Genomic DNA, 22,893 nt, shown 5'->3' with positions numbered 1-22,893 from the left:
CGCCCGCCCTAGCTCAAATCCGGGGTGCGGTCAAACAAACGCCTGTGTTCCTTGAGCGCGTAGGTGTCAGTCATCCCGGCCAGGAAATCGGCCACACTGCGCGCCTTGATGCGATCCTCGGCCCTGTCCAGCCCCTCGCGCCAGCCATCCGGCATGGCGCGCGGGTCGGCGAAATAGACGTCGAACAGATCCCTGACGATCTGCTCCGCGCCGGCGCGCACCCGCATCACCTCCTTGTGCCGGTAGAGGTGCTTGTAGAGAAAAGCCTTCAGTTCCTTCTCGGCCGCGGCCATCTCGGCGGAAAAGGTCACCATCGTCTCGCCCGCCGCCCTCACCGCATCGGCGCTGCGCGGCCCGACACGTTCCAGATTGGCGGTCGCCGAGACAATGACATCCTCGACCATAGCGGTGATCTGGCGCCGCATCAGTTCGTGGCCGGTGCGCACATCATCGAGTGCAGGGTAGCGCTCGCGCACACCCGCCAGGATCGTCCCCGGCAGCGAGACGTTCTTCAGCATATCGAGCGTCAACAGCCCAGCCCGCAGCCCGTCATCGATGTCATGCGTGTTGTAGGCGATGTCGTCGGCAATCGCAGCGCACTGCGCCTCGATGCCGGCGAACCGGTCGAGTTCGAGATCCTGCAGCTCCGAATAATCGCGAATTGCCTGCGGCACCGGCCCTTTCAGGCCTTTGCCACCGGTGTCCGTCAGCGGGCCATTGTGCTTGACCAGGCCCTCCAGCGTCTCCCAGGTCAGGTTCAACCCGTCGAATTCGGCGTAGCGCGCCTCAAGCCGCGTCACGATGCGCAGCGACTGCGCGTTGTGGTCGAAGCCGCCCCAGGCGGCCATCTTGTCGTTCAGCGCGTCCTCACCGGTATGGCCGAAGGGCGTATGGCCGAAATCATGCACCAGCGCGACCGCTTCGGCCAGATCCTCGTCGCCGCGCAGCGCCCGCGCCAGCGCACGCGCGATCTGCGCCACTTCGATCGAATGGGTCAGCCTTGTGCGATAATGGTCGCCTTCATGCGCAATGAAGACCTGGGTCTTGTGCTTGAGCCGCCGGAAGGCCGTCGAGTGGATGATGCGGTCGCGATCGCGCTGAAACGGCGTGCGGGTCGGGCTCTCGACCTCGTCGAATAGCCGGCCGCGCGAGCGCGCCGGATCGGTGGCATAGGCCGCGCGCGGTCGATAGCCGAATCCGATGTCGCCCAACTCATTGGTCATGGCTGATGCTGCCGCAGTTGACTTGATCTAGTTGACTTGGCCCCTCGCGCTTCATACCTATCATGTGAAACCGAAAGCAAGGTGACGCCCATGGGCGCGGATGCCAAGACTGCCATGAAAGTCGACATGACCGAGGCCGCGGCCAGACGGATCGCCAAGATTGTCTCTGGCGAGGCCGGCAAGACGGCGCTGCGCGTTTCCGTCGAAGGCGGCGGCTGCTCCGGCTTTTCCTACAAGTTCGACCTGGTCGATGCGCGCAACGACGACGACGTCGCCATCGAGAAGGACGGCGCCACGGTGCTGATCGACGATCTGTCGCTGGTCTATATGGGCGGCTCGATAATCGACTTCGTCGACGATCTGATGGGCCAGTCCTTCCAGATCCGCAATCCGAACGCGGTCGCCTCCTGCGGCTGCGGCACGAGCTTCTCCATCTAGCGGCATGCCTGGCATAGGTGCGGTCCGTCAGGTCGCGCTGTCGGCCGGACGCAACCTTGATTCGACGCTGGCCTTCTGGCGCGATGTGCTCGGCATGGGCGTTCACGCCCGCTACGATCCCCCCGGTATCGCCTTCATCATGGCGGGCGATGTGCGTCTGTTGTTCACCGACGGTGTGCCGGCCGGGACCGTCTATCTCGACATAACGGGCCTCGAAGCCTTCCACGCCGAGGCAAAGGCATCGGGCATTCCCTTCACCGCGCCGCCAGCGCTTGTCCATCGCGACACCGAAGGCACATTCGGTCCGGCGGGGGAAAGCGAGTGGATGGCCTTTCTAAAGGACCCGGCAGGCAATACGATCGGCCTCGTCGAACGCCATCCGCCGCAGGAAGAATAGACCGCCATGAAAATCGTCACCTGGAACATCAACGGCGTTCGCGCCCGCATCGGCAACCTCACCCATTGGCTGACCGAGAGCGCGCCCGACATCGTCTGCCTGCAGGAAATAAAGACGGTCGACGAGCAGTTCCCGCGCGCCGAGATCGAGGCGCTGGGCTACAATGTCGAAACCCATGGCCAGAAGGGTTTCAACGGCGTGGCGCTGCTGTCGAAGCTGCGCTTCGACGAAGTCAATCGCGGCCTGCCGGGCGACGACACCGACGAGCAGGCGCGTTTCATCGAAGGCGTGTTCTCGACCGACAAGGGCGCGCTTCGGGTCGCCTCACTCTATCTGCCGAACGGCAATCCGATCGATGACGAGAAAAAGTTCCCCTACAAACTGTCCTGGATGGCGCGGCTGGAGCGCTGGGCCGAGGAGCGGCTGAGGTTGGAAGAGGCGCTGGTGCTGGCCGGCGACTACAACGTCATTCCCGAGCCGATCGACGCGCGCTTTCCGGAGAACTGGCTGGGCGACGCGCTGTTCCAGCCGCAGACGCGGCAGGCTTTCCGGCGGCTGCTCAACCTCGGCTTCACCGAAGCGGTGCGCGCGGTCACCGATGCGCCCGACACCTACACCTTCTGGGACTATCAGGCCGGCGCCTGGCAGAAGAACAACGGCATCCGCATCGACCATCTGCTGCTGTCGCCGGAAGCCGCCAACCGATTCTCGTCGGCCTCCATCGAGAAGCATGTACGCGCCTGGGAAAAGCCCTCCGATCACGTGCCGGTGGCGATCGATCTCGCGCTACAGCCGGCCTAGCCGAAAGGCCCTGCGCCCCGAGGCCTGAGGCCAAGCACGTCGATGCTGGACCTCATATCGCCACATTCAGGCGCATGATGGGAGATCATCATGGCGGCCGGGGTTCCCATGACCATTCGATTTGTTGTTTGTCCGATCGGCTTGGCATTTGCCACGGCCGCCATGGTGCCGGCTTTCGCCGCCCCGGAATGTCTCGCCAATGGAAAATCCTATCCGGTCGGTCAGGTCGCCTGCCTGACGGTTGCCGACCAGAGTCATCTGGCTCGCTGCGAGATGGTGCTCAACAACACATCCTGGACGAAAGTCGGCGACAGCTGCCCTGAAAACACGATGGCGCCGCACCCGCATGTCACGCCGATCTCGACGCCAGCGCCAAGCATGGTGCCGACGGAGCCGACCGAGAACTGATTTTTCCAGATAGCTGATCTTCCCCCTTGTGGGGGAGATGGCCGGCAGGCCAGAGGGGGGCGCGAAGGATCGCCACCTCTCGTCCAACCTACGCAGTGCCGAGACTTAACCACCTGCAATGTGCAATTGACTGATAAGGCCGGAGGGACAGCGCCCCCCTCTGCCCTGCCAGGCATCTCCCCCACGAGGGGGGAGATCGGCAGACGACTCACTGTTCCGTGTTGGCGGTGCCCTTGGTCAGGATGTCATCCGCCAGCGAAATCGCCGTGCGCCGGTCGGCTTCGCCGGCCGCGGCAAAAGCCTCTTCCTGCATGCCGCGAATCCAGGGCTGGTCGGCAGGCGAGGCGCGCTCGAGTGCCGCGGTCATCATCGCCAGGCCGCGAACGATCTTGCCGCTCTGGAACAAGAGATGGCCAAGCGTCGCCTGGGCGCCGGCATGCCCCTTTCGGCCGCGAGCTGGAACCAGCGCCCGGCCTGCTTGACGCTGGCCTTCACGCCGCCCTCGCCCTTCAGGAACATCTGCCCCATCTCGAACTGGGCGTTCGGGTTGCGGTAGTTGGCGGCGGCACGCATGTAATATTCCTGGGCCGCCACCTCGTTCTCGGTAACCGGACTGCCGGGAATGCCCGTGCGCAGATAATCGCCGAGCGCCACCAGCGCGTCGGAGACGTAGCTTTCCTCAGGCGAACCGGGCTCGACATCCTGGTCGACGATCTCTGAGAAGAACTTGAACGCCTCATAGTCGTCGCGCGCCACGCCGTCGCCCTCGGCATACATGCGGGCAAGCTTCCAGGTGGCGCCGATCTGGCCGTTTTCGGCGGCGTATTTATAGGCTTCGGCGGCCTGTTCCTTGTGGCCGTTCTTGTAGGCGGAGAAGCCGAACTGGAACACCGCCCAGGGGCTCGACTGCGGCTTCACACCGGTCTTGTCGTCGAACACCTTGTCGTCGAAGGCCAAAGCCTGGCCCACGGCGCCAAAGATCGCGACAGCGACCAGTGCCGGAAGGACAGATGACCTCAACAACTCTGGTGTTGACCTCAACAACTCAGATATCCGCATAGCAGTGTGTTTCTTTCGCACCGCCCGGATGGGTGACCGCGCCGTCGCGGGCAGACCCGACCGTCTGTGCGTATTTCCATATCGCACCCGACTGGTAGTCGGTCGTGCGCGCCTTCCAAGTCTTGGCCCGCGCCGCCAGTTCGGCCTCGGTCAGCGCCACCTCGATCGTGCCGTTCACTGCATCGATCGAAATCACGTCACCATCCCGGATGAGACCGATTGGGCCGCCAACCGCGGCTTCCGGCCCGACATGGCCGATGCAGAAGCCGCGTGTCGCGCCCGAGAAGCGGCCGTCGGTGATCAGCGCCACCTTGCCGCCCATGCCCTGGCCGTAGAGTGCCGCCGTCGTCGACAGCATCTCGCGCATGCCCGGGCCGCCGCGCGGTCCTTCGTAGCGAATGACGAGAACCTCGCCTTCCCTGTAGTTGCGATGCGTCACCGCTTCGAAACATTCCTCTTCCGAATCGAAGCAGCGCGCCGGGCCGGAGAATTTCAACTCCGCCATGCCCGCGACCTTCACGATCGCGCCTTCGGGGGCGAGGTTTCCCTTCAACCCCACGACACCGCCGGTTTGGGTAATTGGTCTGTTGGCCGGGCGGACCACATCCTGATGTTCATTCCAGGCAACATGTTCCATGTTTTCGGCCAAAGTGCGGCCAGTGACCGTCAGGCAATCGCCATGCAGATAGCCATGGTCGAGCAGCGTCTTCATCAACAGCGGAATGCCGCCGGCCTCGAACATATCCTTGGCGACATATTTACCGCCCGGCTTGAGGTCGGCGATGTAAGGCGTCTTCTCGAGGATTTTCGCCACGTCGAACAGGTCGAACTTTATCCCCGCCTCATGCGCGATCGCCGGCAGATGCAGCGCCGCATTGGTCGAGCCGCCGGTGGCGGAAACCACGGTCGCCGCATTCTCCAGCGCCTTCAGCGTGACGATGTCGCGCGGCCGGATGTTTTTCGCGATCAGTTCCATGATCTTTTCACCGGAGGCGAAATTGAAACGGTCGCGCATTTCGTAAGGGGCCGGCGCACCACAGGAATAGGGCAGCGCCAGACCAATCGCCTCGGCGACGGTGGCCATGGTGTTGGCGGTGAACTGGGCGCCGCAGGAACCGGCCGACGGACAGGCCACCTGCTCGATCTCGAGCAGCTCGGCATCATTGATCGTGCCGACAGAGTGCTGGCCGACCGCCTCGAACACGTCCTGCACGGTGATCTGGCGGCCGCGATAGCTGCCGGGCAGGATCGAACCGCCGTAGATGAAGATCGACGGCACGTTGAGCCGCACCATGGCCATCATCATGCCGGGCAGCGACTTGTCGCAGCCGGCCAGCCCGACCAACGCATCGTAGCAATGTCCGCGCATGGTGAGTTCGACCGAATCGGCGATCACCTCGCGCGACACCAGCGACGACTTCATGCCCTGGTGGCCCATGGCGATGCCGTCGGTGACGGTGATGGTGCAGAATTCGCGCGGCGTGCCGTTGGCAGCCGCGACGCCCTTCTTGACCACTTGCGCCTGGCGCATCAGCGAGATGTTGCAGGGGGCGGCTTCGTTCCAGCAGGAGGCGACGCCGACCAGCGGCTGCGCGATCTCGGCGGAAAGCCCCATGGCATAGAGATACGACCGGTGCGGCGCGCGCGCCGGACCGACAGTCACATGGCGGCTAGGGAGCTTAGCCTTTGAAATGACCTTGGCGTCCATTCTCATCCTTGCCGCGGGCGGTGCGGCCTGTCCCATCGCCGAGCCTTTTGGCGCGTGTCCCGAGACAAGATCGAGGTGCGCCGGGTTTATGGCGGGAAATGGGCAATTTCCTCGACCTGACTTCTAGCGCAGGGGTTGTTCAGAAAGTGTTGCCAAAACGTCACAATCGCACGAGGCGGCCCCAGTGCGGCTTATATGCAACGCAGCTTGGATGACGAGGCCAGCGACAACGCCGGCACAAAAGAAAAAGGCCGGGCAATGCCCGGCCTTTCCTGTTCAATCTCAGTCAGTTACCACTTGACCTTCAATGAAGTCGAAAGTGCCGTGACAAGGTCATTGCCGAAGTCGGCGGTGTAGCCATTGTCATATGTTAGACCATCATCCGTGCTAACGGCCGGGTGTATAGATCCGCTGGTCAGCACGCCGATCGCTCCACCGAAGCGGAGCTCGATGTTCTGAGTGGGCGTGTAGGCCACGCCACCGCTGAGGGTCCAGGTATCGGTCTGGGCACTCAGGCCGGTCGTTGTTCCGCGATCCCAGGTGATAATCGCAGCACCGCTCCACTGATCGTTGAATTTGTGGCCGATACCGCCGGAAACCGTCCAGCCATCGCGATAGAGCAAATCAAGCGAGGTAAGCTTTGAAGAGCTGGTTGTGGTACACGAAGCCGTGCCGGTCGGGCAAAACGGAATGCTCTGCAGCTCGCTCCAATTCATCCACTTTATGGATCCGAATGCCAGCCAGCCGGGAGCTATGCCCGACTGAAGCTTGAGCTCCAGAGAATCCGGAACTTCCGAGGAACCGCTGACGTTCGTCACCTTTCCCAAAAACGGATTTAACGGATTGAGGGCCGCAGGCACCTGAGTCAGATCCAGCGTACCATCCAAACTGTCGAGCTTGACCGCCGAATTATAGACCAGGCTGGCTCGCAGGGCGATATCCGGAATCTCATAGGCAACGCCGGCTCGCCATCCCCAGCCGTCTCCCTCGAGGTCAAGGCGCCCAATGCCCGCACCGGGAATGGGAGCCACCAATTGTTCTTTGAAGCCAGAAACATCTTCGTGGAACACGCCGCCGATGAAACGAAACTGTCCTTTGCCGAGATCCATCTTGTAAGAGCAGGTGCCGCCCACGGCCTCGCTCTTCACCTGGGTGTTAACATTGCTGTTCGCGCCGGCCCAGTTCCGACCCGGGTTGCTGGACGCACCGATTGGCTGGCCGTAGTCGACGAGACAGTCAACGGGTCCCATACCCGCCTTGATACCGACGCTCGGCACCCAATAACTTTCGGTATCGCGAGCACTGTTGGAGAAACCCGGAATGAGGTTAAGGGGGCCGTCAGATGGATCGGTGTCCTTCACGTTCTTGAGGTTGCGTTGCGGCATCACATAGGTGCCGGTGACCTCACCCGTGACTTGGGCAGGGTCAAACAGAAGGTCGATGTCATAACCGCCGCGCTCAAGGCCGCCAGCATGCGCCGAGTTCATCGCCGTCCCAAGCAAAGCCAGCGAAAACCACCCTGCCCCCAGCAGCGTTTTAAGACGCAGATTGAACATGAATCGCCCCCGAATTCGAACACAACCCAAGCAAGAACCATTTTGCGTGGGTAGTGCAACAACGATTTCAAGAGGCGTACATGTACGTATTTTTGAGAAAATGCCTTTCCCGATGTAAGGCCATCAATGCCGTCGAGCCGAAATGCCTGTCTTCGCCCAATGCCCAGCCAAAAACCCAGGAAAATCAGATGAAAACAGCGCAAAAATAACATCTTCAATAGCTAATTTGTCCGCTGTTACATTATGGCAACAATGCGGCGAAAACTTCCGTTAACGTCAACCATGACGCAACGGAATGCCGGTTTAGAATAGCGTTGGCACTCGCAGATCGGCCGATCGGGCAAACGAAAAGGCCGGGCGCGTGCCCGGCCCTTTCGTCCGAATGTTTAGAATCCTAGAATTTGATCTTGACCGAAGCTGAGCCTGCCAAGAGCAGATCATTGCCATAGGTATAGGTGACGGCATTTGCCGTATCGCCAACGCCAGGGAAAGTTGACGATCCGCTGGTCAGCACGCCGATCGAGCCGCCAAGCCTGACTTCCACTTTGTCGTTCGGTGAGTAGGAGATGCCGGTCGCCAAGGCATATGTGTCGGATTGATAACCGGAGACTGTCGAGGTTCCACGATCCCAAGTCAGCGAAACCAGGCCAGATAGCTGGTCAGTGAACTTGTGACCGATGCCGCCCGAAATCGTCCAGCCATCGCGATAGAGCAAATCGAAGGAAACGGGCGAAGGAGCACCTGTCACGGGGCTACGCACGCCAGTGATTGGAATGATGCCAAGCTTGCTCCACTGCTGCCAACGCACTGAGCCAAAGGCAAGCCAACCTGGAGCTATACCGCTCTGCAACTTGAATTCGAGAGCTTGCGGTATCTCGGCGGAGGCGGACACTGGATATATTCCAGTAGAGCCCGGTATGATATTTGCCGGAAACGTTCCGCTAAAGCCTGTCGTATCGACAGTTCCGGAAAGTCCATCATATTTGTAGCTCGAATAATACATCAGGCTCGCACGCAGAGCGATGTCCGGGATTTCATAAGCGGTGCCCGCGCGCCATCCCCATGCTGAGTCTGTAAGGTGGAATTTTCCGAGGCCCGTGTTGCCAAAAGCCAATAGCGTCTGACGAGACAGAAACGCATCGACATCCTGATAGGAAACGCCGCCGATGAATCTGAGGGAGCCTTTCCCGACGTTGAACTTATAGGAACAGGTAAGGCCGTAATCGTTCGTTTTGACCGAGTATTTGGATGCGGTTGTCGAATATGCGTTATTCGTTCCGTAATCCGCGTCAGCGCCGTAGGGCTTAGAATAGCTTGCGAGACAGTCCACAGGTTCAAATATGGTAGCCTTGATTCCGATTCGAGGCACGGCATAGTCACCACCGACGTCTACTTCCGACGTCGACAGACCTGAACCATCTAGGCGCTGCACATTCTTGAGCTTGCGCTGTGGCGACACGTAGGTGACGCCGGCGTCGAACGAATATGGCGCGGCGTCGAACAGCTGGTCGATGTTGACGCCGCCGCGGTCGAAACCGCCGGCATGTGCCGTCCCGATCAATGCAAGCGAATAGCACCCAGCCCCCAGCAGCGCTTTCAGTCGCAGAATAGTCATGAATGTCCTCCCCGAATTCGAGTGCATCAAGCTAGAACCAATTCAGGTTAACGGCGCAACAACGAATTCATGGCGCGTACATGTACATGTTCGCCAAACGCATTTTCGACAAAATGGACAGGCGTACCGTAAGGCTAAAAACGGCCCGAGGCGGGCTTGCCGGACTAGAAAATGAAGAGAAAAAGCCCAAAACGGCTCAAAAAAAGCCGCTTTCAGGGGATTACGACCCCATTGTTACATTATGGCAACAATGGGGCTAAAGTTTCCGTTTACGTCAAAATTAACGCAGCGGAATGCCTATTTTCGAGGCAAAACACCTCCGCTGAAGGCACGCCGAGCAAGCCGAATCCTGCCGCCTCAGCCGGCGTCACGAACCCTGGTCAAAGCCACTGAAAGCTTGTCCTGCGCGTCGCGGTATTCGGCGAGCTTTTCGCGCTCGGCGTCGACGATCTCGGCCGGCGCGCTGGCGACGAACCGTTCATTGGACAGTTTCTTGTGCAGCCGGGCGATTTCCTCGGTCACCTTGGCCAGTTCCTTCTGCAGCCGGGCAGCCTCGGCGGTGAGGTCGATCAGGCTGCCGAGCGGCAGGCAGATCGTCGCCTCGTTGAGGACGATCTGCGCCGAGCCTTTGGGTGCCGTGTCAGCCAGCGAGATGTCGCCGACACGCGCCAGCCGCTTGATCGCGGAGTCCTCGCGAACCAGCCGCTCGCGCGTGACATCGTTGGCGCCGACCACGACCAGCGGCGCGATCGCCGCTGGCGGCACGTTCATCTCGGAACGCACCGAGCGGATGCCGGAGACGAGGTCGACCAGCCAGTTAATGTCGGCGGCCGCTTCCGCGTCCTCGAAGTCCGGCGACGGCCATGCGGCGTGGCAAAGCAGCGAGGAGCGCTCCTTGCCCTCACCCGCCGTCTGCGCCCACAGCTCTTCCGTCATGAACGGCATCATCGGGTGCAAGAGCTTGTAGATCTCGTCGAGCACGAAGGCAACGCAGGCGCGGCTTTCAGCTTTGGCCGCTTCGTCCGTGCCCATGAACACCGGCTTCAGCAGCTCCAGATACCAGTCGCAGAACAGGTTCCAGACGAAGCGATAGGCAGCACCGGCCGCCTCGTTGAAGCGGTATGAGGTGATGCCGTCGGTGATCTCGCGTGCGGCCCGCGTCAGCTCGGTCAGGATCCAGCGGTTGACCGCCAGCTTGGCGTCGTTCAGCCAGAAATCGTCATTGCGGGCGACTTCGTTCATCTCGGCAAAGCGCGTCGCGTTCCACAGCTTGGTGCCGAAGTTGCGGTAACCGGCGATACGCGCCGGGTCGAGCTTCACATCACGCCCCTGCGCCGCCATCACCGTCAGCGTGAAGCGCAGCGCATCGGCGCCAAACTCGTCGATCAGATCGAGCGGATCGATGACGTTGCCTTTCGACTTCGACATCTTCTGCCCGTTCTTGTCGCGCACCAGCGCATGCACATAGACGGTGTGGAACGGCTCCTCGTCCATGAAGTGCAGGCCCATCATCATCATGCGGGCAACCCAGAAGAAGATGATGTCGAAGCCGGTCACCAGCACGTCGGTCTGGTAATAAGTCTTCAGCTCGGGCGTCTGGTCCGGCCAGCCCAGCGTCGAGAACGGCCACAGCGCCGACGAGAACCAGGTGTCGAGCACATCCTCGTCGCGGGTCAGGATCTCGCCCGGCTTGTAGTTCTCGAGCTTGTCCTCGACCCAGCCTTTCCACGGCCCTTCCAGCGCCAGGTAATATTCGATAGCCGCGCCCAGCGCCTCTTCCTCGGTCTTCTCGACGAAGACGCGCCCGTCCGGTCCGTACCAGGCCGGGATCTGGTGGCCCCACCACAGCTGGCGCGAGATGCACCAGGGCTGGATGTTTTCCATCCAGTCGAAATAGGTCTTTTCCCAGTTCTTCGGCACGAAATTGGTGCGGCCTTCGCGCACCGAGGCGATCGCCGGCTTGGCGAGTTCGGCCGCATTGGCATACCACTGTTCGGTCAGGAACGGCTCGATCGGCACGCCGCCGCGGTCGCCATGCGGCACGGCGTGGCGATGCGGTTCGATCTTTTCGAGGAAGCCGCCAGCCTCCATCAGCTCGACGATCTTCTTGCGCGCGACGAAACGGTCGAGCCCGTTGAGATCGTCCCAGACAGCTTGGCGTTCCGGCGTCACCTCGAGCCCGGCGAGGAAATCCTCATTATCCTTGAGGTTTATCGCAGCCTCGATGGTGAGGATGTTGATCGCCGGCAGCTTGTGCCGTTTGCCGACCTCGAAGTCGTTGAAATCATGCGCCGGCGTGATCTTCACCGCGCCGGACCCTTTTTCCGGATCGGAATACTCGTCCGCCACGATCGGAATCTTGCGGCCGACGATCGGCAGCACCACGTTCTTGCCGACCAGATGCCGGTATCGCTCGTCGTCCGGATGCACCGCCACGGCCGTATCGCCCAGCATCGTTTCCGGGCGCGTCGTCGCCACCGTGATGAAGGTCTTCGGATTTTCCGGGTCGAAGGCCTCACCCTCGATCGGATAGCGGAAGTGCCAGAGATTGCCGTTGACCTCCTGCTGCTCGACCTCGAGGTCGGAGATCGCTGTCAGCAGTTTCGGGTCCCAGTTCACAAGGCGCTTGTCCTTGTAGATCAGGCCTTCCTTGTAGAGCGTGACGAACACTTCGAGCACGGCCTTGGACAGGCCCTCGTCCATGGTGAAGCGTTCGCGCGACCAGTCGGCCGAGGCGCCGAGCCGCTTCAGCTGGTTGAAGATGGCGCCGCCGGATTCGGCCTTCCATTCCCACACTTTCTCGATGAACTGCTCGCGCGTGAGATCGCGGCGGTGGATCTGCTTCTCCATCAGCTGGCGCTCGACCACCATCTGCGTGGCGATGCCGGCATGATCCATGCCCGGCTGCCACAGCACATTCTTGCCGCGCATGCGCTCGAAGCGCACCAGAATGTCCTGCAGCGTGTTGTTGAGCGCGTGCCCCATATGCAGCGAGCCGGTGACGTTGGGCGGCGGAATGACGATGGTGAAGGCCTCGGCGCCCTCCTCGGCGCCTGCGCCGGCACGAAATGCGTCGGCGTCTTCCCAGATTTTGGCGATCTTCGGCTCGACGGTCTTGGCGTCGTAGGTCTTTTCAAGCATGGGAAAATGGTCCGCGCTGTCGGGATTTTTGCTGGTTCGGTGTAAATCGGAAGGTCTGGGCCAAGTCAACCGCAAGGGCCGTCTCGGTTCATGAGAAGCAAATAGGCATGACCCTGCCTATTTCAACGGAATGCCGTGTCCGTACTCGGCGCAAAACTTCGCTCGTGGTGTCCGGTAGGGCTTTCCGCAGGACGGGCAGTCGGGGCCGTAGTCGGAACGGCGAACATGCAGGAGCCAGAAAGTATGATGAAGTGTTACTCCGGTCCGCTCGCGATAGCGATCGGCTGCCGGATGCTTCATTTCTGTCCATTGTCCGTGCTGGGAAATGAACCTCTTGACCTGAAAATATAGCGCTGCGGGGTCGCCGACGACATCCCGATACTCTTCATCGGTCAGCATCGGAACCATCGCCCGCAATCGGTAGCTATACGTCAACTGTCGGTTCATCGGCCAAAGGGAGCAATCGTCCATGGCTTTAGAAGGGCATCTTGTTTGCCATGATTATCGCGAGCCGACCCTACCAACAGAAACGCCGCCAAGGAGGCGGCGCTTTGTCAGAGGGATGGGCTGTGCGTCCTATTGCGCGCCGCGCGCCACGCGCTCGATTTCCTCGCGCACCAGCCTTTCGACCAGCGTCGGCAGATTGTTGTCCAGCCAGTCCTGCAGCATCGGCCGCAGCATCTCCTCGGCCATCTCGTCGAATGTCTTCTTGCTTCGGCTGGCAAAAGCATCGGACAGCTCGCCGAAGGCCGCTGCCACCTGCCGGCCCGTATGTTCGGAAAGGATTGCGGCGCGGACCGCGGGCGCTTCGCTTGCCGCCGCGCGCGCCTGAGCAGCGCCTGCCGGAGCGTCGCTTGAAGAAGGCCGCTCGAACGCAGCCTCCACCACCGGTTCGCTCGTTGGCACCTCCGGTTGGGGCGCATCGGGTTGGGCGACCGGCCTGCGGACGCTCCTGTCCGGTATCGCTTTTGCCTGCTCTCCGACCGCCGCGATCTCGCGCCGCCAATCGGCAACGATGGCATCGCTTGTCGCGCTGGCTGGCGAAGCCCCAGCCTGCGGGACCATCGCCGCGTCGGCCCTGACGGCAGGCGCCGGTTCGGCGGCGATCCTGGCGCTGACCTCCGCAAGCGTCATCGACGGCTTGGCGGGCGCGGGATCGGCACGTGTCTGCGATTCCATGCGCGCTATCACCGGCTCGGGCGACGGCGCCTGGACTTCCGCGAGCGCAACCGGCTTCCTGACTTCGGGGGCAGCATGCAGCTCGGCGCGAAACGCATCGACATCAGCGGCCGGAGCCTCGCTCGACGATGGCTCCAGGTCCTGGCGCAGCTCATCGGCCTCGCCCGGCTGCTTGCGGCCGTTGTCGCTGTCCTCGATGATCCTCCTGATGGAAGCCAGTATCTCTTCCATGGAAGGTTCGCGCTGCGCGCTGCTTGCCGTTGCCATCGTCACATCCGCCGCCCTTGTGACCTCTGTGGTCTTCCGCCCCGGCACGAGCCGGATTCGAATCATGGCGACAGCGTAACCGACGGATCGCCGCACGAGAATCCCCAATCTGGGGACATGTGGGATTTCAACAGATTAGAGCGCGAAATCGAAGCAGGACCAGCTTTCAGGTAAGGTCCCGCTCCACAAGTCGCCGTCGGCGCCTAGCGGCCGTCCGGCGTGCGCAGGCCGATCCACTTGTCCTTGACGGCGTTGTAGTGCTCTTCGGGCTTGTACTTGGTCACCCCCAAGCCAAGCCGATCGACCGACAGGCGGCCCACCGCCGACAGGATGGCATAGCTCGCCACGACCACATCGTGTTCGGAATTGGCCTGGTTGATCTTGGCGGTGATGACGGTGGCCTGCGCGTTGAGCACGTCGAGCGTGGTGCGCTGGCCGACATTGCGCTCTTCGATGACGCCGTTCAGCGCCAGTTGCGCGGCGTCGATCACCTGCTTGTTGGCCGACACGCTCTGCTGCGCGGCGGTGTATTGCGACCATGCGGTGGCAACGGCCTGGCGCACCTGGTCACGGCTGACATCGACCTGGATACGGGCCTCGCCAAGCGATTCCTTGTTCTGCCGCACAACCGCCGAGGTCCGGCCGGCCGAATAGATCGGAATGGTCAATGTCGCACCGATATTGGCCGAGGTCGAATTGCCGTTCGTTCCGATGTTCGGATTGCGATTGAGATAGTCATCCGAAATGCCGGCCGAGGCGGTAAGCTGCGGCAACAGCGCGCCTTCCGCCGACTTCACCGAAAACGCGGCCGCATCGACCAGATGCTGGGTGGAGAGAATGGCCGGATGTTCGGCCGAACCAATGGCAATCGCCGAAGCGAGGCTCGACGGCAACAGCTTCGCCAATGGCGCAGCCGGCTTGAGCTTGCCCGGCTCGTCGCCGACGATCTGGTGATAGAGCGCGGCGCTGGCCAATGCCTGCGCGCGGGCGGCGCTGAGAGAAGCCACGGCCGAGGCGCGCGACGCATCGGCCTGCGCAACGTCGGTGCGCGTGCCCTCGCCAACCTCGAAACGCGAGCGCGCGGCGCGCGCCTGCTCGGTCAGGAACTGCAGGTTCTGTTCGGTCAGCACGGCGATCTGCCGGTCGCGGATCACGTCCATATAGGCACTGGCCGCATTGAACAGCGTGTTCTCCTCGGTGTTACGCAGGCTCTCCACCGACGCCTTCACCTGGGCTTCCGCGGCCGCCACATTGTTCCTGGTCTGAAAACCGTCGAACAGGGTCTGGTTGATGACGATACCGACGCTGGCCGACCCCGTTTTGCTGTTGGCGCCGCTGGCGCGCGTGTTCACATAATTCGCGTCGGCAGTTCCGTTGATGGTTGGGCGCCAGCCCGACTTGGCAATGGCCACGCCTTCGTCGGTGACGCGCACACCGGCGCGGGACGAATTCAGCGTGGAATTGTACTGATAGGCCTTGGCGAGCGCGCCGGTGATGGTTTCCGCCGAAGCGGTAAGGGGCGACAGCGCGGTCGCGGAAACAAGGATGGCGGCAAAAAGGGTCTTGGATACAGACGGCACGGTATATCCCTCATTCGTTTTCCATGGGAACCGCGCCGCGCCAGCTTCTCGTTAAAGGAGCCGGAGTGGCGTGTCTTTATGTTCCCTGTCGCTCGGTCCCAAAGTGCCCCCAGTCTGAGATCAGCAACGATTGTTCAAGTCCAAGCGACCATGACAAAGCCTCTGCTGCAAGGCCAAATCATTCAGAATTCAAAGGCATGCTCACGTTCGAAGCCGGGTAGTGGCTTAATTGCCGCATTAAATGCCCGTCTCCCGGTTACAACCCCCCCGGCCTTAAAAAAAAGTCGCGCCACGCCGGAATTGCCCTGCCCTTCGACCGCGACGAGTCGGCCGCCTTCGGCGAGCTGGTCGAGCAGCGGTGCCGGCACTTTCTCGACACTGCCGGCGACGAAGATGACGTCATAAGGCGCCTCGGCCGCATGCCCCTGCGCCAGCGCGCCCTGGACCACGGTCACATTGCCGCAGCCAAGGCCGGAAAGGGTCGATGCCGCGGTTTGCGCCAGCGCCGAATCGCATTCGAGCGCCACGACCGACCTCGCCAGCCGCGATAGGATGGCCGAGGCGTAGCCGGTGCCGCAGCCGACATCGAGCGCCGAATCGGTCGGGTTAATCTCGGCCAGCTGCATCAGCTTGGCCAGCGGCGATGCTTCCATGAGATAGCGCGCGCCATCGGCGCCGTCGGCAATGCGGATGTCCTCGTCGATATAGGCAAGATCGCGCTGGCGCTCGCCGACGAAAAGCTCGCGCGGCACGGAAAGCATGGCATCCAGCAGCGGAGCGCTGGTCACGTCGGTGGTGCGAACCTGACCATCGACCATCTTGACGCGAAGCTCGGCAAAATCAGCGCTCATGTTCCAACCAATCCGCTTGCCGCGTCAGAACCGCGGTTCATTTCGATGCGAACGTCAGGCTCCGGCGCTGAGCGCGCGGGAGCCCGGGTATTGGAGGCCTCGCCCGGAATCGAACCGGGGTGCAAGGATTTGCAGTCCTCTGCGTAACCACTCCGCCACGAGGCCTCGTTGCTCCCGGCGTTCCACCCGGTTCCAATAGGTTGCGGCGAAAATGGCGTCAAGCGGCCACCACGCATTCCGCGCGGTTTCCTCTGCAAGAATCTGACCCTCCGCATCGAGCGTCGCGACCACTGCGGTCACGACGCATATTAGCAGAGCGTTAAACATAGCAGCGATCGCGAGAAACTCCACGCCCCGGCCACCGTTGAGAAACGAGGAGGACTGCGCCATGCGGCCGGCAAGCCCGAACGACGGAACGAGCGCCTGGGACGGCCTGTCGCGAGCGGGATGCGAGGCGTTGCTGCGCCATGCCATCGATTGCCTGGCAATAGACGGCACGGCCAGGCTATCGCCGCGCGACCGTGCGCGCCTTGCTTCGGCTGCCGCCGTTCTCAAGGAAATCCGCGAGGATCTCGGGAGAAGTGCGAACCGAAAAGCCGATTCGCGAAAATCCGGAACCCGAACAACGGCATAAGGCCGCGGAAGGATGGCGTGGTCAAAGGCGCGGCTTGGTGCCCGTCGTTCCATCCGGCCGTCGCCGCCGCTCCCACCAGACGACGAAGCGGCGCCGGTGGCGGCGCACCATGGCGAATTCATACGAGAGCACCAGCAGTCCGATCGGCACCATCCAGAAGCCGAGAATCGGCAGAAAGCCGAGAATGCCGCCGATTGTCAAAAGAATGCCGATCGCGATTCTGAGCCCACGCGACTGCGGCATGGCGAACTCGCGCCCGAAAATCGAGATCTTCGTGCCGGTATCCGGTTTTCGTCTGCTGCCGTCATCGCGAGGGGCTGCCTGTGTGGTCGCTTGTCTGGTCGCTCGAAAATATCATTTTACGAAAGCCGCGACCGCCCTTTCGGTTCCGCGCCCATCGCCAAGACGGCTAATATGAGGGCGGACGCCGCCGATTGCGAGAAACGCCTGAGCGAAAAAGTCTCGGAAAAAAGCGAAATGCTTCTTTGCAAAGCCGAAAGGTGTTTGCTATAGGCTGCGCCACTTGCTCAAAGAGCCTCCGTTCCCCGGTAGCTCAGTGGTAGAGCAACCGGCTGTTAACCGGTTGGTCGCTGGTTCGAATCCGGCCCGGGGAGCCAATCATTTTCAATGACTTAGCCGCAATCACTACATTCCCTCATTTGCGGGAAAGTTCCACTAGGGCTACGTCACGGGCTACATTTCAGAAAATCCACGAATCCCAAGCTGCCCAGGCCGCATTGCGACTATCGGCAGGTCCGTGCGACATAGGCGCGACACGAGGCTGGGAGGGAATGGCATGTTCGGCCGAGGCAAGAAGCGGGATCACGAACAGCCGACGTCTCCCGATGAGATTCAGGAGGAGATCGAAACGGGTATTCCGATCGAGCCAAACCACCAGCAGCCAGTCAGCATAGAGACTGGCGCGATTGCGTCGTTCATGACGGATGCTGATCGAGAGGCATTTGCGAAGACAGCCGACTTCGGCACAAGGTTCAACAAAAAGCTAAAATGGGGAGGCTTTCGAATCGAGGAGATACCTCGTTCGGAGCTGCGCCTCCTGCATCAGGACTCGCCTGCGTACGGCCGCAATTTCAGCGTCTATTTCAACCGGGTGAAGTTAGGAAAGTTGGCAATTGAGGCAATGGCTAGCAGCGCCATGTTGGAGCACCTAGACGGGCTCTATTTTTGGCTCGATCTGAGTTATCCGACTATGTTGGATTATGGCGATATACGATCGTTCCTTATGGACATTGCTCACGCCGCATCTGACGGCAATGACATGAAGGATCGTGCGGCTGAGGTTGATCGCTCGTTGACGATGTGCCTCTGGAATCAGATTCGAGCTCGGAATGAGCCGCCAGAGATGACGTTCGCTCAGAGTGGAGCGGCGATGTGGGCGATTCCAAGAAACCATTAGAAACGCCCGCCACCGTGAGGCAGCGGGCCTGCGTGGCGGAAATGTTTTCCGCGACGTTCAGTGCTCAAGACCCTCATGTGTTTCCAGGGCGTCATGCAACGGCGCGTGCATCTCAACCGCCAGCGCCATCAGCCGGCTGATGGATGCTGTAGCGTCCGGCGACAGACTGCCACCCTCGGCACCGTCAGTCACCGCTTTAACAAGATGCAGTATCGCAAGCAGATCGTAGCTGCACCCGGCCAATTGCGCGGCAGTCATGTCGCCTTGATCAACGAAACGGTTAAGGCTCCGAAACCGGCCGCCCTTGAGCATCACGATATCGGAATCTTCCTCTTCGTCCTCTTCCGGGTCATAGGGCTCTGGCGCCTCCAGCAGGTCGATCCTGCGTAGGTCACTGCCGCCCATAAGAGCATCGAGGGAGAGGGTTTTGAAGGTGTCGTATTCCCGGTTGTAGCCGGTGATGTAGTCCTTCATGCGCGCGCCGACGTGCTCCAGCAGCAGCTTGCCTTCGAGGACTGCCAAGAGCATCGAGTTGATTACGTCATCACGCATGAAGCGCGGGAGCGCCGAACTGACGGCCCGGCTGACCACCAGGTAAACCGTTTCCGGGCTGTGCCGAACGGTGTTGATAGAAATTACTCTACGCCTGTATCCGGCCTGTTGGCCCAAGACTTGAGCGCGGTTCTTTAGATAATATGATTTGTTATAGGCGGATAGAGCTTCCTTGGTCTTCGCCCTGTAATTTTGGCGAGTAACAGCCACCTTATCGGGATGTTCAAGCTTCCACTTTTTTGTTTGAACATCATGTTGCGACCTATGTTCGGCTCTTTCTTGCTTGGCTTTGGCTGCGTCCTTCCGCCGGTACTCGGCTACTTTGTCCGGGTTTTCAATCCTCCATTTTTGGGTTTGAATTTGGTGTCGCCGCTGCGCTTCGCGGTGTTTGATTGGATCGCTGACCATCCTGAATGTGACAGTCCGCTAGGGGTTTGCCGCAAGGGGCCGAGCGCAATTGTGCCCGCTAATCCCGCTGCGCTCCACCGCTGAAAGCAAGAAGCCCGCCACCGTGAGGCAGCGGGCTGACTTCTGGATTTTTGGCAACTCTGCCGAAATTCCAGCCTTGTTCGCTTTTGGCAACTCTGCCGATTCCGAACAAATTTCCTAAACGGCGAAGTTTGCCGAATTGGGAATTGTCCTGGCGGGATAAGAAAAAACGCCCACCACGTTTTCCGCAGCGGGCGCTAGTTCGGGAGGATGTCGGGCAGCCCCTTTGCCCTCGACGACGGTACGCCCCGCTTACCTGGATAATAAGCTCGCGCAGGTTGAAGCTCTGCATATTCAAGCTGCGTGACTTTTCTGCCACAAGATAAGGAAAGCCCGCCACCGAAGCAGCGGGCCAAATTTCCCTACGTCGGGAATTTTAGTGAGCGCGCATCTCCAGAGCGCGGCGGGCGAGCAAATCGCCATCGTTCATCCTCGGCCCAGGCACGAAGTCGGCCGGCGCCGGTTCGGCAAACCAGACGGCTTTCGTCTCAGCCTTGGCAACGAAGATGACCCGCGGCGGGTTGAGCATTTCCACCACCAGCGCCTCGGGGAACTCCTGGACGAACCGCTTGACCCGCAGAACGTGACTTCCCTTTGAGACGATGGCAGGGTCGAGATAGATCACCACGAAGTCGCCGGGCTGATACTGCCTCGTCTTGTCGACGAGCACATGCGGGCCGTGCATGATGACCGGCTCGCAGCAAGCGCCGTCAGCGATCATGCAGAAGCGGTCGGGATAGAGGTCGGCAGGGACGCTCGGGTTGCGCGGTCTGTTGTCGCTCCAGCCATTGTCGCTCCAGCCGCCTTGCTCCGCATCGTCGCTGCCATGCTCGTTTTCGCATTCGCGCATCTCGCCGGCATCTTCCTCGCCGTCGTTCGCGGGATCGCCCTCACGGATGCCTCGACCGGCATTCTCGCACCAGCCGAGATAGGGTTCACCATCCTCGACCACCCAGGCCTTTGGATCGGTTTCTAGCCGGCGCTGTTGGTCTATCTCCTCGGTCCATCCCAGCGAGGGTTCGCTTTCCGGCCACGTCTCGCCATGGTCGCCGCCTTCAAGGTCGTATTCCATGCGACCGTTTCCCCATTGGCCGATGACGCCAAGAGATGGCTCCAGATCGTCGACGTCGTCTTCCCGGTCTTCGGCGTCGGGGACGCGCCAGTTACGCTCCTGCGACCCGCTATGAGGCAATTCTGGTGCGCCGAGCCACGGCTCGATGTCTGGATCCGGCTGCATGGTATCCAGCATGTCAATCAGCCGCTCGATCGAGTCCGCGATCGCCCGACGGTTGGTGAGCGGGACGAGCAGGGTTTCTGGATCAGCAGCCAGCGACGCCGCGGCATAGGCCTCGCCTTTCTTGGTGAGATTGAGGTCATCCATTGCGGCGATCCTCCATCTTGCTCAGCGTGCGATCGAGGATCGGGCGGCCGATATCGTCCTCAAGGTTTTCGAGCGTGCGATAGCCGACGATGTAGAGCCGGTTTGACAGCCTCATGAGGACGAAGGCCAAGGTTGCGCGCCCAAGGCGCGTGCGGAGCCCGGCTGCGGCAAGCAGCAGGCGGATGGCAGCATAGGTCCATGATGGCCTCCGCTGGACAAGCAGGATGTGGCCGGAAAATCGTCCGATAATGGCTATCTTGGCAGCGAGCATAGCTTCGCCGGCTGCCAGAACATGGGTGTTCGGCATGGTGGTTCCCTTTGAAAAGTTGTTACAGTGTGATAGATACTTTGTATCTGGTGTTAATGTCAACACAGAGTAATAACTAGTCAGCACAGGGTGATAACTTGACGCCTTCACAGATGCGAATGGCTCGAGCCGCGCTAAAGATCGGTGTCCGCGATTTGGCGGAAATGGCGAGCGTGACGACTGCCACCTTGACGCGCTACGAGAACGAGCGCGGCGGGATGCATGCTGATACGCGAGACAAGGTCAAGCGCGCCCTCGAATCGGCCGGCGTCGAGTTCATACCCGAGAACGGCGGTGGCGCCGGCGTGAGGCTTAGGAAATGAAGCCCTTAACGCTTATTCAATTTGTCTATTTTAGAATGCGCTAATGCGCTTCCCAATCCTGCTTTTTGGCTGGGCAGCATTTTGCTGTTGGGATTTCGCCGCCAATGATGGCCGAACCATTATTGGCCTTGGCGTGCGAGTTGCCCATCTAGTCCACATGTCGGGGCTTATGTGAAACCGGCATCGTCACCCGTTCGCTGATCTCGTCAAGTGCGCCCTTGCGGGGACGAAGCTTCTTGCGCTCTGCGGCTCTTGCCCTTCTGTCTTGCGCCGCATGCGAAGAGAGGCAATGATCTGCCCAGGATTGAAGAAAGCAACAAATGGACAAGCCCAGAAATCACGGCGGCATAGACCTGCGCAAGATTGACGAACTTTCCGGACCACTCAACGGTCTGGTGACAAAGATGACCTCCGCAGATGAGCAGAACTGGCCACATAGCGGGCAGCATGGGATGGACCGTCTCCCATTGCTTGAGACACTGAAACGAATTTCCGACGGTGGCGTTAAGGGACGCTGGGGCTACAGAAAAGTGCCTCCTCCGCCATCGCGCCGAGATGACCAAACCCCAGTGGATGAACCCGACTCATACTACACCTTCTTCTTTGAAGATCGGTCCGATACGATGATTTTTGAGACCTGGTGGCTGAAACCGAAGGCGTGATGATCAAAGAGATATAGGGTCAAAGGCGGCGGCGCAGGGGTGAGGTTGAGGAAGAGAACCCTACATAATCGCCATCTGTCGAAATCACTCAGCGCAGGAATCTTTGAGCGCGCGCTTCCGCGATCACACCATAGGCGCTGGCGGCAACCGTATATTAGCGTGTCCTTGCGGCGGACCCGTTTCCGCCTTGGCCGGTGCCGTTACCCCAACGCCCCCCGCCCAACTGAGCGCCGGCCATCTTCTTAGCACCGGGCGAAAAAATCTGGGAAGCTTTGAACCTAACAAATCTGGGAAGCTTTGAACCTAACTGAGCGTTTACCGCAGCAGACCCGTACGGAGAATAAGGGATGATTTCCGAAAAACTGGCCGCAACGAGGGAGCCTGTCGCTGAGCTGTTATCTTTGATGGGCTCAGAAAAGCGGCTGTTGATCTTGATCCATTTGGCTGGGGGTGAATTGTCAGTTGGCGATCTCGCCAAACGAGTTGGGTTAAGCCAATCCGCTTTGTCGCAGCACCTTTACAAGCTGATGCGCCTGAAACTGGTAACTCCTCGACGCCTCCGGCAGAACATCTTCTACTCGTGCAAATCCGAGGCCGCCCGAGAAATCCTCCGTCTGCTGGATAGTCTTGCAGCGGCCGGCAGCTTGCCCTCTTCGCGAATTGAGGATCACGCCGGCGAGACGGCGCGTCAATCGACGGCTGCATGAGGCATTGCGTCTCCAGTACGATTGGAGGCCCGCGCCACTTGCGGGAGGCGCGGGCCGATCGGGAGCCGGTGAAGATCCCGATCTTCAGCAACGATGGGGTGAGCATCGTCTGCCACAAGCACAATTAGTTAGAGATTGCTAATGTTCCGTCAAGCCGGTTTGGTGCAGTCGAAAGTCGGCTTCCAATCGCGGTTGCGC

At 60.7% G+C, this 22,893-nt stretch carries 21 protein-coding genes, 2 tRNA genes and 2 pseudogenes; 10 read left to right on the top strand and 15 right to left on the bottom strand.

Annotated elements, in window-relative coordinates:
• Window positions 1-8 precede the first annotated feature (8 nt).
• The gene (locus AC0V7N_RS21585) at window positions 9-1,223 is read right to left on the bottom strand and encodes a deoxyguanosinetriphosphate triphosphohydrolase (protein WP_475450417.1); all 1,215 of its coding nucleotides are present in this window, start codon (window positions 1,221-1,223) and stop codon (window positions 9-11) included.
• A 90-nt stretch (window positions 1,224-1,313) separates the two neighbouring features.
• Between AC0V7N_RS21585 and erpA the strand changes: the two genes are divergently transcribed.
• The 4 genes from erpA to AC0V7N_RS21565 all read left to right on the top strand — a co-directional run bounded on the left by erpA (window position 1,314) and on the right by AC0V7N_RS21565 (window position 3,267).
• Window positions 1,314-1,661 (top strand): iron-sulfur cluster insertion protein ErpA, encoded by a 348-nt coding sequence (gene erpA / locus AC0V7N_RS21580; protein ID WP_475450416.1) that lies wholly within the window; start codon window positions 1,314-1,316, stop codon window positions 1,659-1,661.
• Window positions 1,662-1,665: 4 nt separating this feature from the next.
• On the top strand, window positions 1,666-2,058 hold the full coding sequence (locus AC0V7N_RS21575; protein ID WP_475450415.1) for a VOC family protein: 393 nt from the start codon (window positions 1,666-1,668) through the stop codon (window positions 2,056-2,058).
• A 6-nt stretch (window positions 2,059-2,064) separates the two neighbouring features.
• Window positions 2,065-2,859: an exodeoxyribonuclease III gene (gene xth / locus AC0V7N_RS21570; RefSeq protein WP_292869203.1), complete on the top strand. Its 795-nt coding sequence runs from the start codon at window positions 2,065-2,067 to the stop codon at window positions 2,857-2,859.
• Window positions 2,860-2,949: 90 nt separating this feature from the next.
• Entirely contained in the window at window positions 2,950-3,267 is a 318-nt protein-coding gene (locus AC0V7N_RS21565) for a hypothetical protein (protein ID WP_496627233.1), read from the top strand.
• Between the two features lie 208 nt (window positions 3,268-3,475).
• On the opposite strand, the pseudogene AC0V7N_RS21560 reads toward AC0V7N_RS21565, so the two are convergent.
• From AC0V7N_RS21560 to AC0V7N_RS21545, 4 genes and pseudogenes are all read right to left on the bottom strand, one after another.
• A pseudogene (locus tag AC0V7N_RS21560) lies at window positions 3,476-4,326 on the bottom strand (tetratricopeptide repeat protein).
• Window positions 4,313-6,034, bottom strand: coding sequence for a dihydroxy-acid dehydratase (gene ilvD / locus AC0V7N_RS21555; protein WP_496627232.1), 1,722 nt, complete (start codon window positions 6,032-6,034; stop codon window positions 4,313-4,315). The pseudogene AC0V7N_RS21560 and the gene ilvD overlap by 14 nt, the downstream one beginning before the upstream one ends.
• 290 nt (window positions 6,035-6,324) lie before the next feature.
• Entirely contained in the window at window positions 6,325-7,590 is a 1,266-nt protein-coding gene (locus AC0V7N_RS21550) for an OmpP1/FadL family transporter (protein ID WP_475450412.1), read from the bottom strand.
• A 394-nt stretch (window positions 7,591-7,984) separates the two neighbouring features.
• The gene (locus tag AC0V7N_RS21545; RefSeq protein WP_475450411.1) at window positions 7,985-9,205 is read right to left on the bottom strand and encodes an OmpP1/FadL family transporter; all 1,221 of its coding nucleotides are present in this window, start codon (window positions 9,203-9,205) and stop codon (window positions 7,985-7,987) included.
• Between the two features lie 80 nt (window positions 9,206-9,285).
• Between AC0V7N_RS21545 and AC0V7N_RS21540 the strand changes: the two genes are divergently transcribed.
• Entirely contained in the window at window positions 9,286-9,465 is a 180-nt protein-coding gene (locus AC0V7N_RS21540; protein ID WP_475450410.1) for a hypothetical protein, read from the top strand.
• A gap of 97 nt (window positions 9,466-9,562) precedes the next feature.
• Here the strand turns inward: AC0V7N_RS21540 and AC0V7N_RS21535 are convergent, their stop codons facing one another.
• From AC0V7N_RS21535 to AC0V7N_RS21505, 7 genes and pseudogenes are all read right to left on the bottom strand, one after another.
• Window positions 9,563-12,346 carry a valine--tRNA ligase gene (locus AC0V7N_RS21535; protein ID WP_475450409.1) on the bottom strand — a complete coding sequence of 928 codons (2,784 nt, stop codon included), beginning with the start codon at window positions 12,344-12,346 and terminating at the stop codon, window positions 9,563-9,565.
• Between the two features lie 117 nt (window positions 12,347-12,463).
• Window positions 12,464-12,745, bottom strand: a complete 282-nt coding sequence (locus tag AC0V7N_RS21530) for a hypothetical protein (RefSeq protein ID WP_496627231.1) — start codon at window positions 12,743-12,745, stop codon at window positions 12,464-12,466.
• A 177-nt stretch (window positions 12,746-12,922) separates the two neighbouring features.
• The gene (locus tag AC0V7N_RS21525; protein ID WP_475450408.1) at window positions 12,923-13,792 is read right to left on the bottom strand and encodes a PopZ family protein; all 870 of its coding nucleotides are present in this window, start codon (window positions 13,790-13,792) and stop codon (window positions 12,923-12,925) included.
• A gap of 203 nt (window positions 13,793-13,995) precedes the next feature.
• The gene (locus AC0V7N_RS21520; RefSeq protein ID WP_496627230.1) at window positions 13,996-15,372 is read right to left on the bottom strand and encodes a TolC family outer membrane protein; all 1,377 of its coding nucleotides are present in this window, start codon (window positions 15,370-15,372) and stop codon (window positions 13,996-13,998) included.
• A gap of 182 nt (window positions 15,373-15,554) precedes the next feature.
• Window positions 15,555-16,223 (bottom strand): methyltransferase domain-containing protein, encoded by a 669-nt coding sequence (locus tag AC0V7N_RS21515; protein ID WP_496627229.1) that lies wholly within the window; start codon window positions 16,221-16,223, stop codon window positions 15,555-15,557.
• Between the two features lie 91 nt (window positions 16,224-16,314).
• Window positions 16,315-16,388: transfer RNA gene (locus tag AC0V7N_RS21510), tRNA-Cys, on the bottom strand.
• A 490-nt stretch (window positions 16,389-16,878) separates the two neighbouring features.
• Window positions 16,879-17,165: pseudogene (locus AC0V7N_RS21505) on the bottom strand (hypothetical protein).
• A 234-nt stretch (window positions 17,166-17,399) separates the two neighbouring features.
• On the opposite strand from AC0V7N_RS21505, the gene AC0V7N_RS21500 reads away from it, so the two are divergent.
• Both AC0V7N_RS21500 and AC0V7N_RS21495 read left to right on the top strand, forming a co-directional pair.
• Window positions 17,400-17,474 (top strand) — tRNA-Asn (locus AC0V7N_RS21500).
• A 179-nt stretch (window positions 17,475-17,653) separates the two neighbouring features.
• The gene (locus AC0V7N_RS21495; protein WP_475450406.1) at window positions 17,654-18,274 is read left to right on the top strand and encodes a hypothetical protein; all 621 of its coding nucleotides are present in this window, start codon (window positions 17,654-17,656) and stop codon (window positions 18,272-18,274) included.
• Window positions 18,275-18,331: 57 nt separating this feature from the next.
• Here AC0V7N_RS21495 and AC0V7N_RS21490 read toward each other — a convergent pair whose 3' ends face one another.
• From AC0V7N_RS21490 to AC0V7N_RS21480, 3 genes are all read right to left on the bottom strand, one after another.
• Window positions 18,332-19,234: a hypothetical protein gene (locus tag AC0V7N_RS21490; protein WP_475450405.1), complete on the bottom strand. Its 903-nt coding sequence runs from the start codon at window positions 19,232-19,234 to the stop codon at window positions 18,332-18,334.
• Between the two features lie 457 nt (window positions 19,235-19,691).
• Complete coding sequence (locus AC0V7N_RS21485) at window positions 19,692-20,696, bottom strand: S24 family peptidase (RefSeq protein WP_475450404.1); 1,005 nt, start codon at window positions 20,694-20,696, stop codon at window positions 19,692-19,694.
• Window positions 20,689-21,003, bottom strand: coding sequence for a hypothetical protein (locus tag AC0V7N_RS21480; protein ID WP_475450403.1), 315 nt, complete (start codon window positions 21,001-21,003; stop codon window positions 20,689-20,691). The genes AC0V7N_RS21485 and AC0V7N_RS21480 overlap by 8 nt, the downstream gene beginning before the upstream one ends.
• Window positions 21,004-21,176: 173 nt before the next feature.
• Here AC0V7N_RS21480 and AC0V7N_RS21475 point away from each other — a divergent pair, with 173 nt between their 5' ends.
• The 3 genes from AC0V7N_RS21475 to AC0V7N_RS21465 all read left to right on the top strand — a co-directional run bounded on the left by AC0V7N_RS21475 (window position 21,177) and on the right by AC0V7N_RS21465 (window position 22,695).
• The gene (locus AC0V7N_RS21475) at window positions 21,177-21,326 is read left to right on the top strand and encodes a hypothetical protein (RefSeq protein WP_475450402.1); all 150 of its coding nucleotides are present in this window, start codon (window positions 21,177-21,179) and stop codon (window positions 21,324-21,326) included.
• Window positions 21,327-21,646: 320 nt separating this feature from the next.
• The gene (locus AC0V7N_RS21470; RefSeq protein WP_475450401.1) at window positions 21,647-21,988 is read left to right on the top strand and encodes a hypothetical protein; all 342 of its coding nucleotides are present in this window, start codon (window positions 21,647-21,649) and stop codon (window positions 21,986-21,988) included.
• Window positions 21,989-22,335: 347 nt separating this feature from the next.
• Window positions 22,336-22,695: an ArsR/SmtB family transcription factor gene (locus AC0V7N_RS21465; protein ID WP_475450400.1), complete on the top strand. Its 360-nt coding sequence runs from the start codon at window positions 22,336-22,338 to the stop codon at window positions 22,693-22,695.
• The last annotated feature ends 198 nt before the right edge of the window (window positions 22,696-22,893 follow it).

This window comes from Mesorhizobium kamtschaticum, assembly GCF_056174585.1.
Note: the sequence above shows the minus strand (reverse complement) of the source record. Positions and strands in the feature narration are given on the sequence as shown.

What these genes read in the sequence shown, in the direction of transcription:
- AC0V7N_RS21585 (WP_475450417.1), bottom strand. Translation starts at nt 1,223, where the DNA reads ATGACCAATGAGTTGGGCGACATCGGATTCGGCTATCGACCGCGCGCG.
- erpA (WP_475450416.1), top strand. Translation starts at nt 1,314, where the DNA reads ATGGGCGCGGATGCCAAGACTGCCATGAAAGTCGACATGACCGAGGCC.
- AC0V7N_RS21575 (WP_475450415.1), top strand. Translation starts at nt 1,666, where the DNA reads ATGCCTGGCATAGGTGCGGTCCGTCAGGTCGCGCTGTCGGCCGGACGC.
- xth (WP_292869203.1), top strand. Translation starts at nt 2,065, where the DNA reads ATGAAAATCGTCACCTGGAACATCAACGGCGTTCGCGCCCGCATCGGC.
- AC0V7N_RS21565 (WP_496627233.1), top strand. Translation starts at nt 2,950, where the DNA reads ATGGCGGCCGGGGTTCCCATGACCATTCGATTTGTTGTTTGTCCGATC.
- ilvD (WP_496627232.1), bottom strand. Translation starts at nt 6,034, where the DNA reads ATGGACGCCAAGGTCATTTCAAAGGCTAAGCTCCCTAGCCGCCATGTG.
- AC0V7N_RS21550 (WP_475450412.1), bottom strand. Translation starts at nt 7,590, where the DNA reads ATGTTCAATCTGCGTCTTAAAACGCTGCTGGGGGCAGGGTGGTTTTCG.
- AC0V7N_RS21545 (WP_475450411.1), bottom strand. Translation starts at nt 9,205, where the DNA reads ATGACTATTCTGCGACTGAAAGCGCTGCTGGGGGCTGGGTGCTATTCG.
- AC0V7N_RS21540 (WP_475450410.1), top strand. Translation starts at nt 9,286, where the DNA reads ATGTACATGTTCGCCAAACGCATTTTCGACAAAATGGACAGGCGTACC.
- AC0V7N_RS21535 (WP_475450409.1), bottom strand. Translation starts at nt 12,346, where the DNA reads ATGCTTGAAAAGACCTACGACGCCAAGACCGTCGAGCCGAAGATCGCC.
- AC0V7N_RS21530 (WP_496627231.1), bottom strand. Translation starts at nt 12,745, where the DNA reads ATGCTGACCGATGAAGAGTATCGGGATGTCGTCGGCGACCCCGCAGCG.
- AC0V7N_RS21525 (WP_475450408.1), bottom strand. Translation starts at nt 13,792, where the DNA reads ATGGCAACGGCAAGCAGCGCGCAGCGCGAACCTTCCATGGAAGAGATA.
- AC0V7N_RS21515 (WP_496627229.1), bottom strand. Translation starts at nt 16,223, where the DNA reads ATGAGCGCTGATTTTGCCGAGCTTCGCGTCAAGATGGTCGATGGTCAG.
- AC0V7N_RS21495 (WP_475450406.1), top strand. Translation starts at nt 17,654, where the DNA reads ATGTTCGGCCGAGGCAAGAAGCGGGATCACGAACAGCCGACGTCTCCC.
- AC0V7N_RS21490 (WP_475450405.1), bottom strand. Translation starts at nt 19,234, where the DNA reads ATGGTCAGCGATCCAATCAAACACCGCGAAGCGCAGCGGCGACACCAA.
- AC0V7N_RS21485 (WP_475450404.1), bottom strand. Translation starts at nt 20,696, where the DNA reads ATGGATGACCTCAATCTCACCAAGAAAGGCGAGGCCTATGCCGCGGCG.
- AC0V7N_RS21480 (WP_475450403.1), bottom strand. Translation starts at nt 21,003, where the DNA reads ATGCCGAACACCCATGTTCTGGCAGCCGGCGAAGCTATGCTCGCTGCC.
- AC0V7N_RS21470 (WP_475450401.1), top strand. Translation starts at nt 21,647, where the DNA reads ATGGACAAGCCCAGAAATCACGGCGGCATAGACCTGCGCAAGATTGAC.
- AC0V7N_RS21465 (WP_475450400.1), top strand. Translation starts at nt 22,336, where the DNA reads ATGATTTCCGAAAAACTGGCCGCAACGAGGGAGCCTGTCGCTGAGCTG.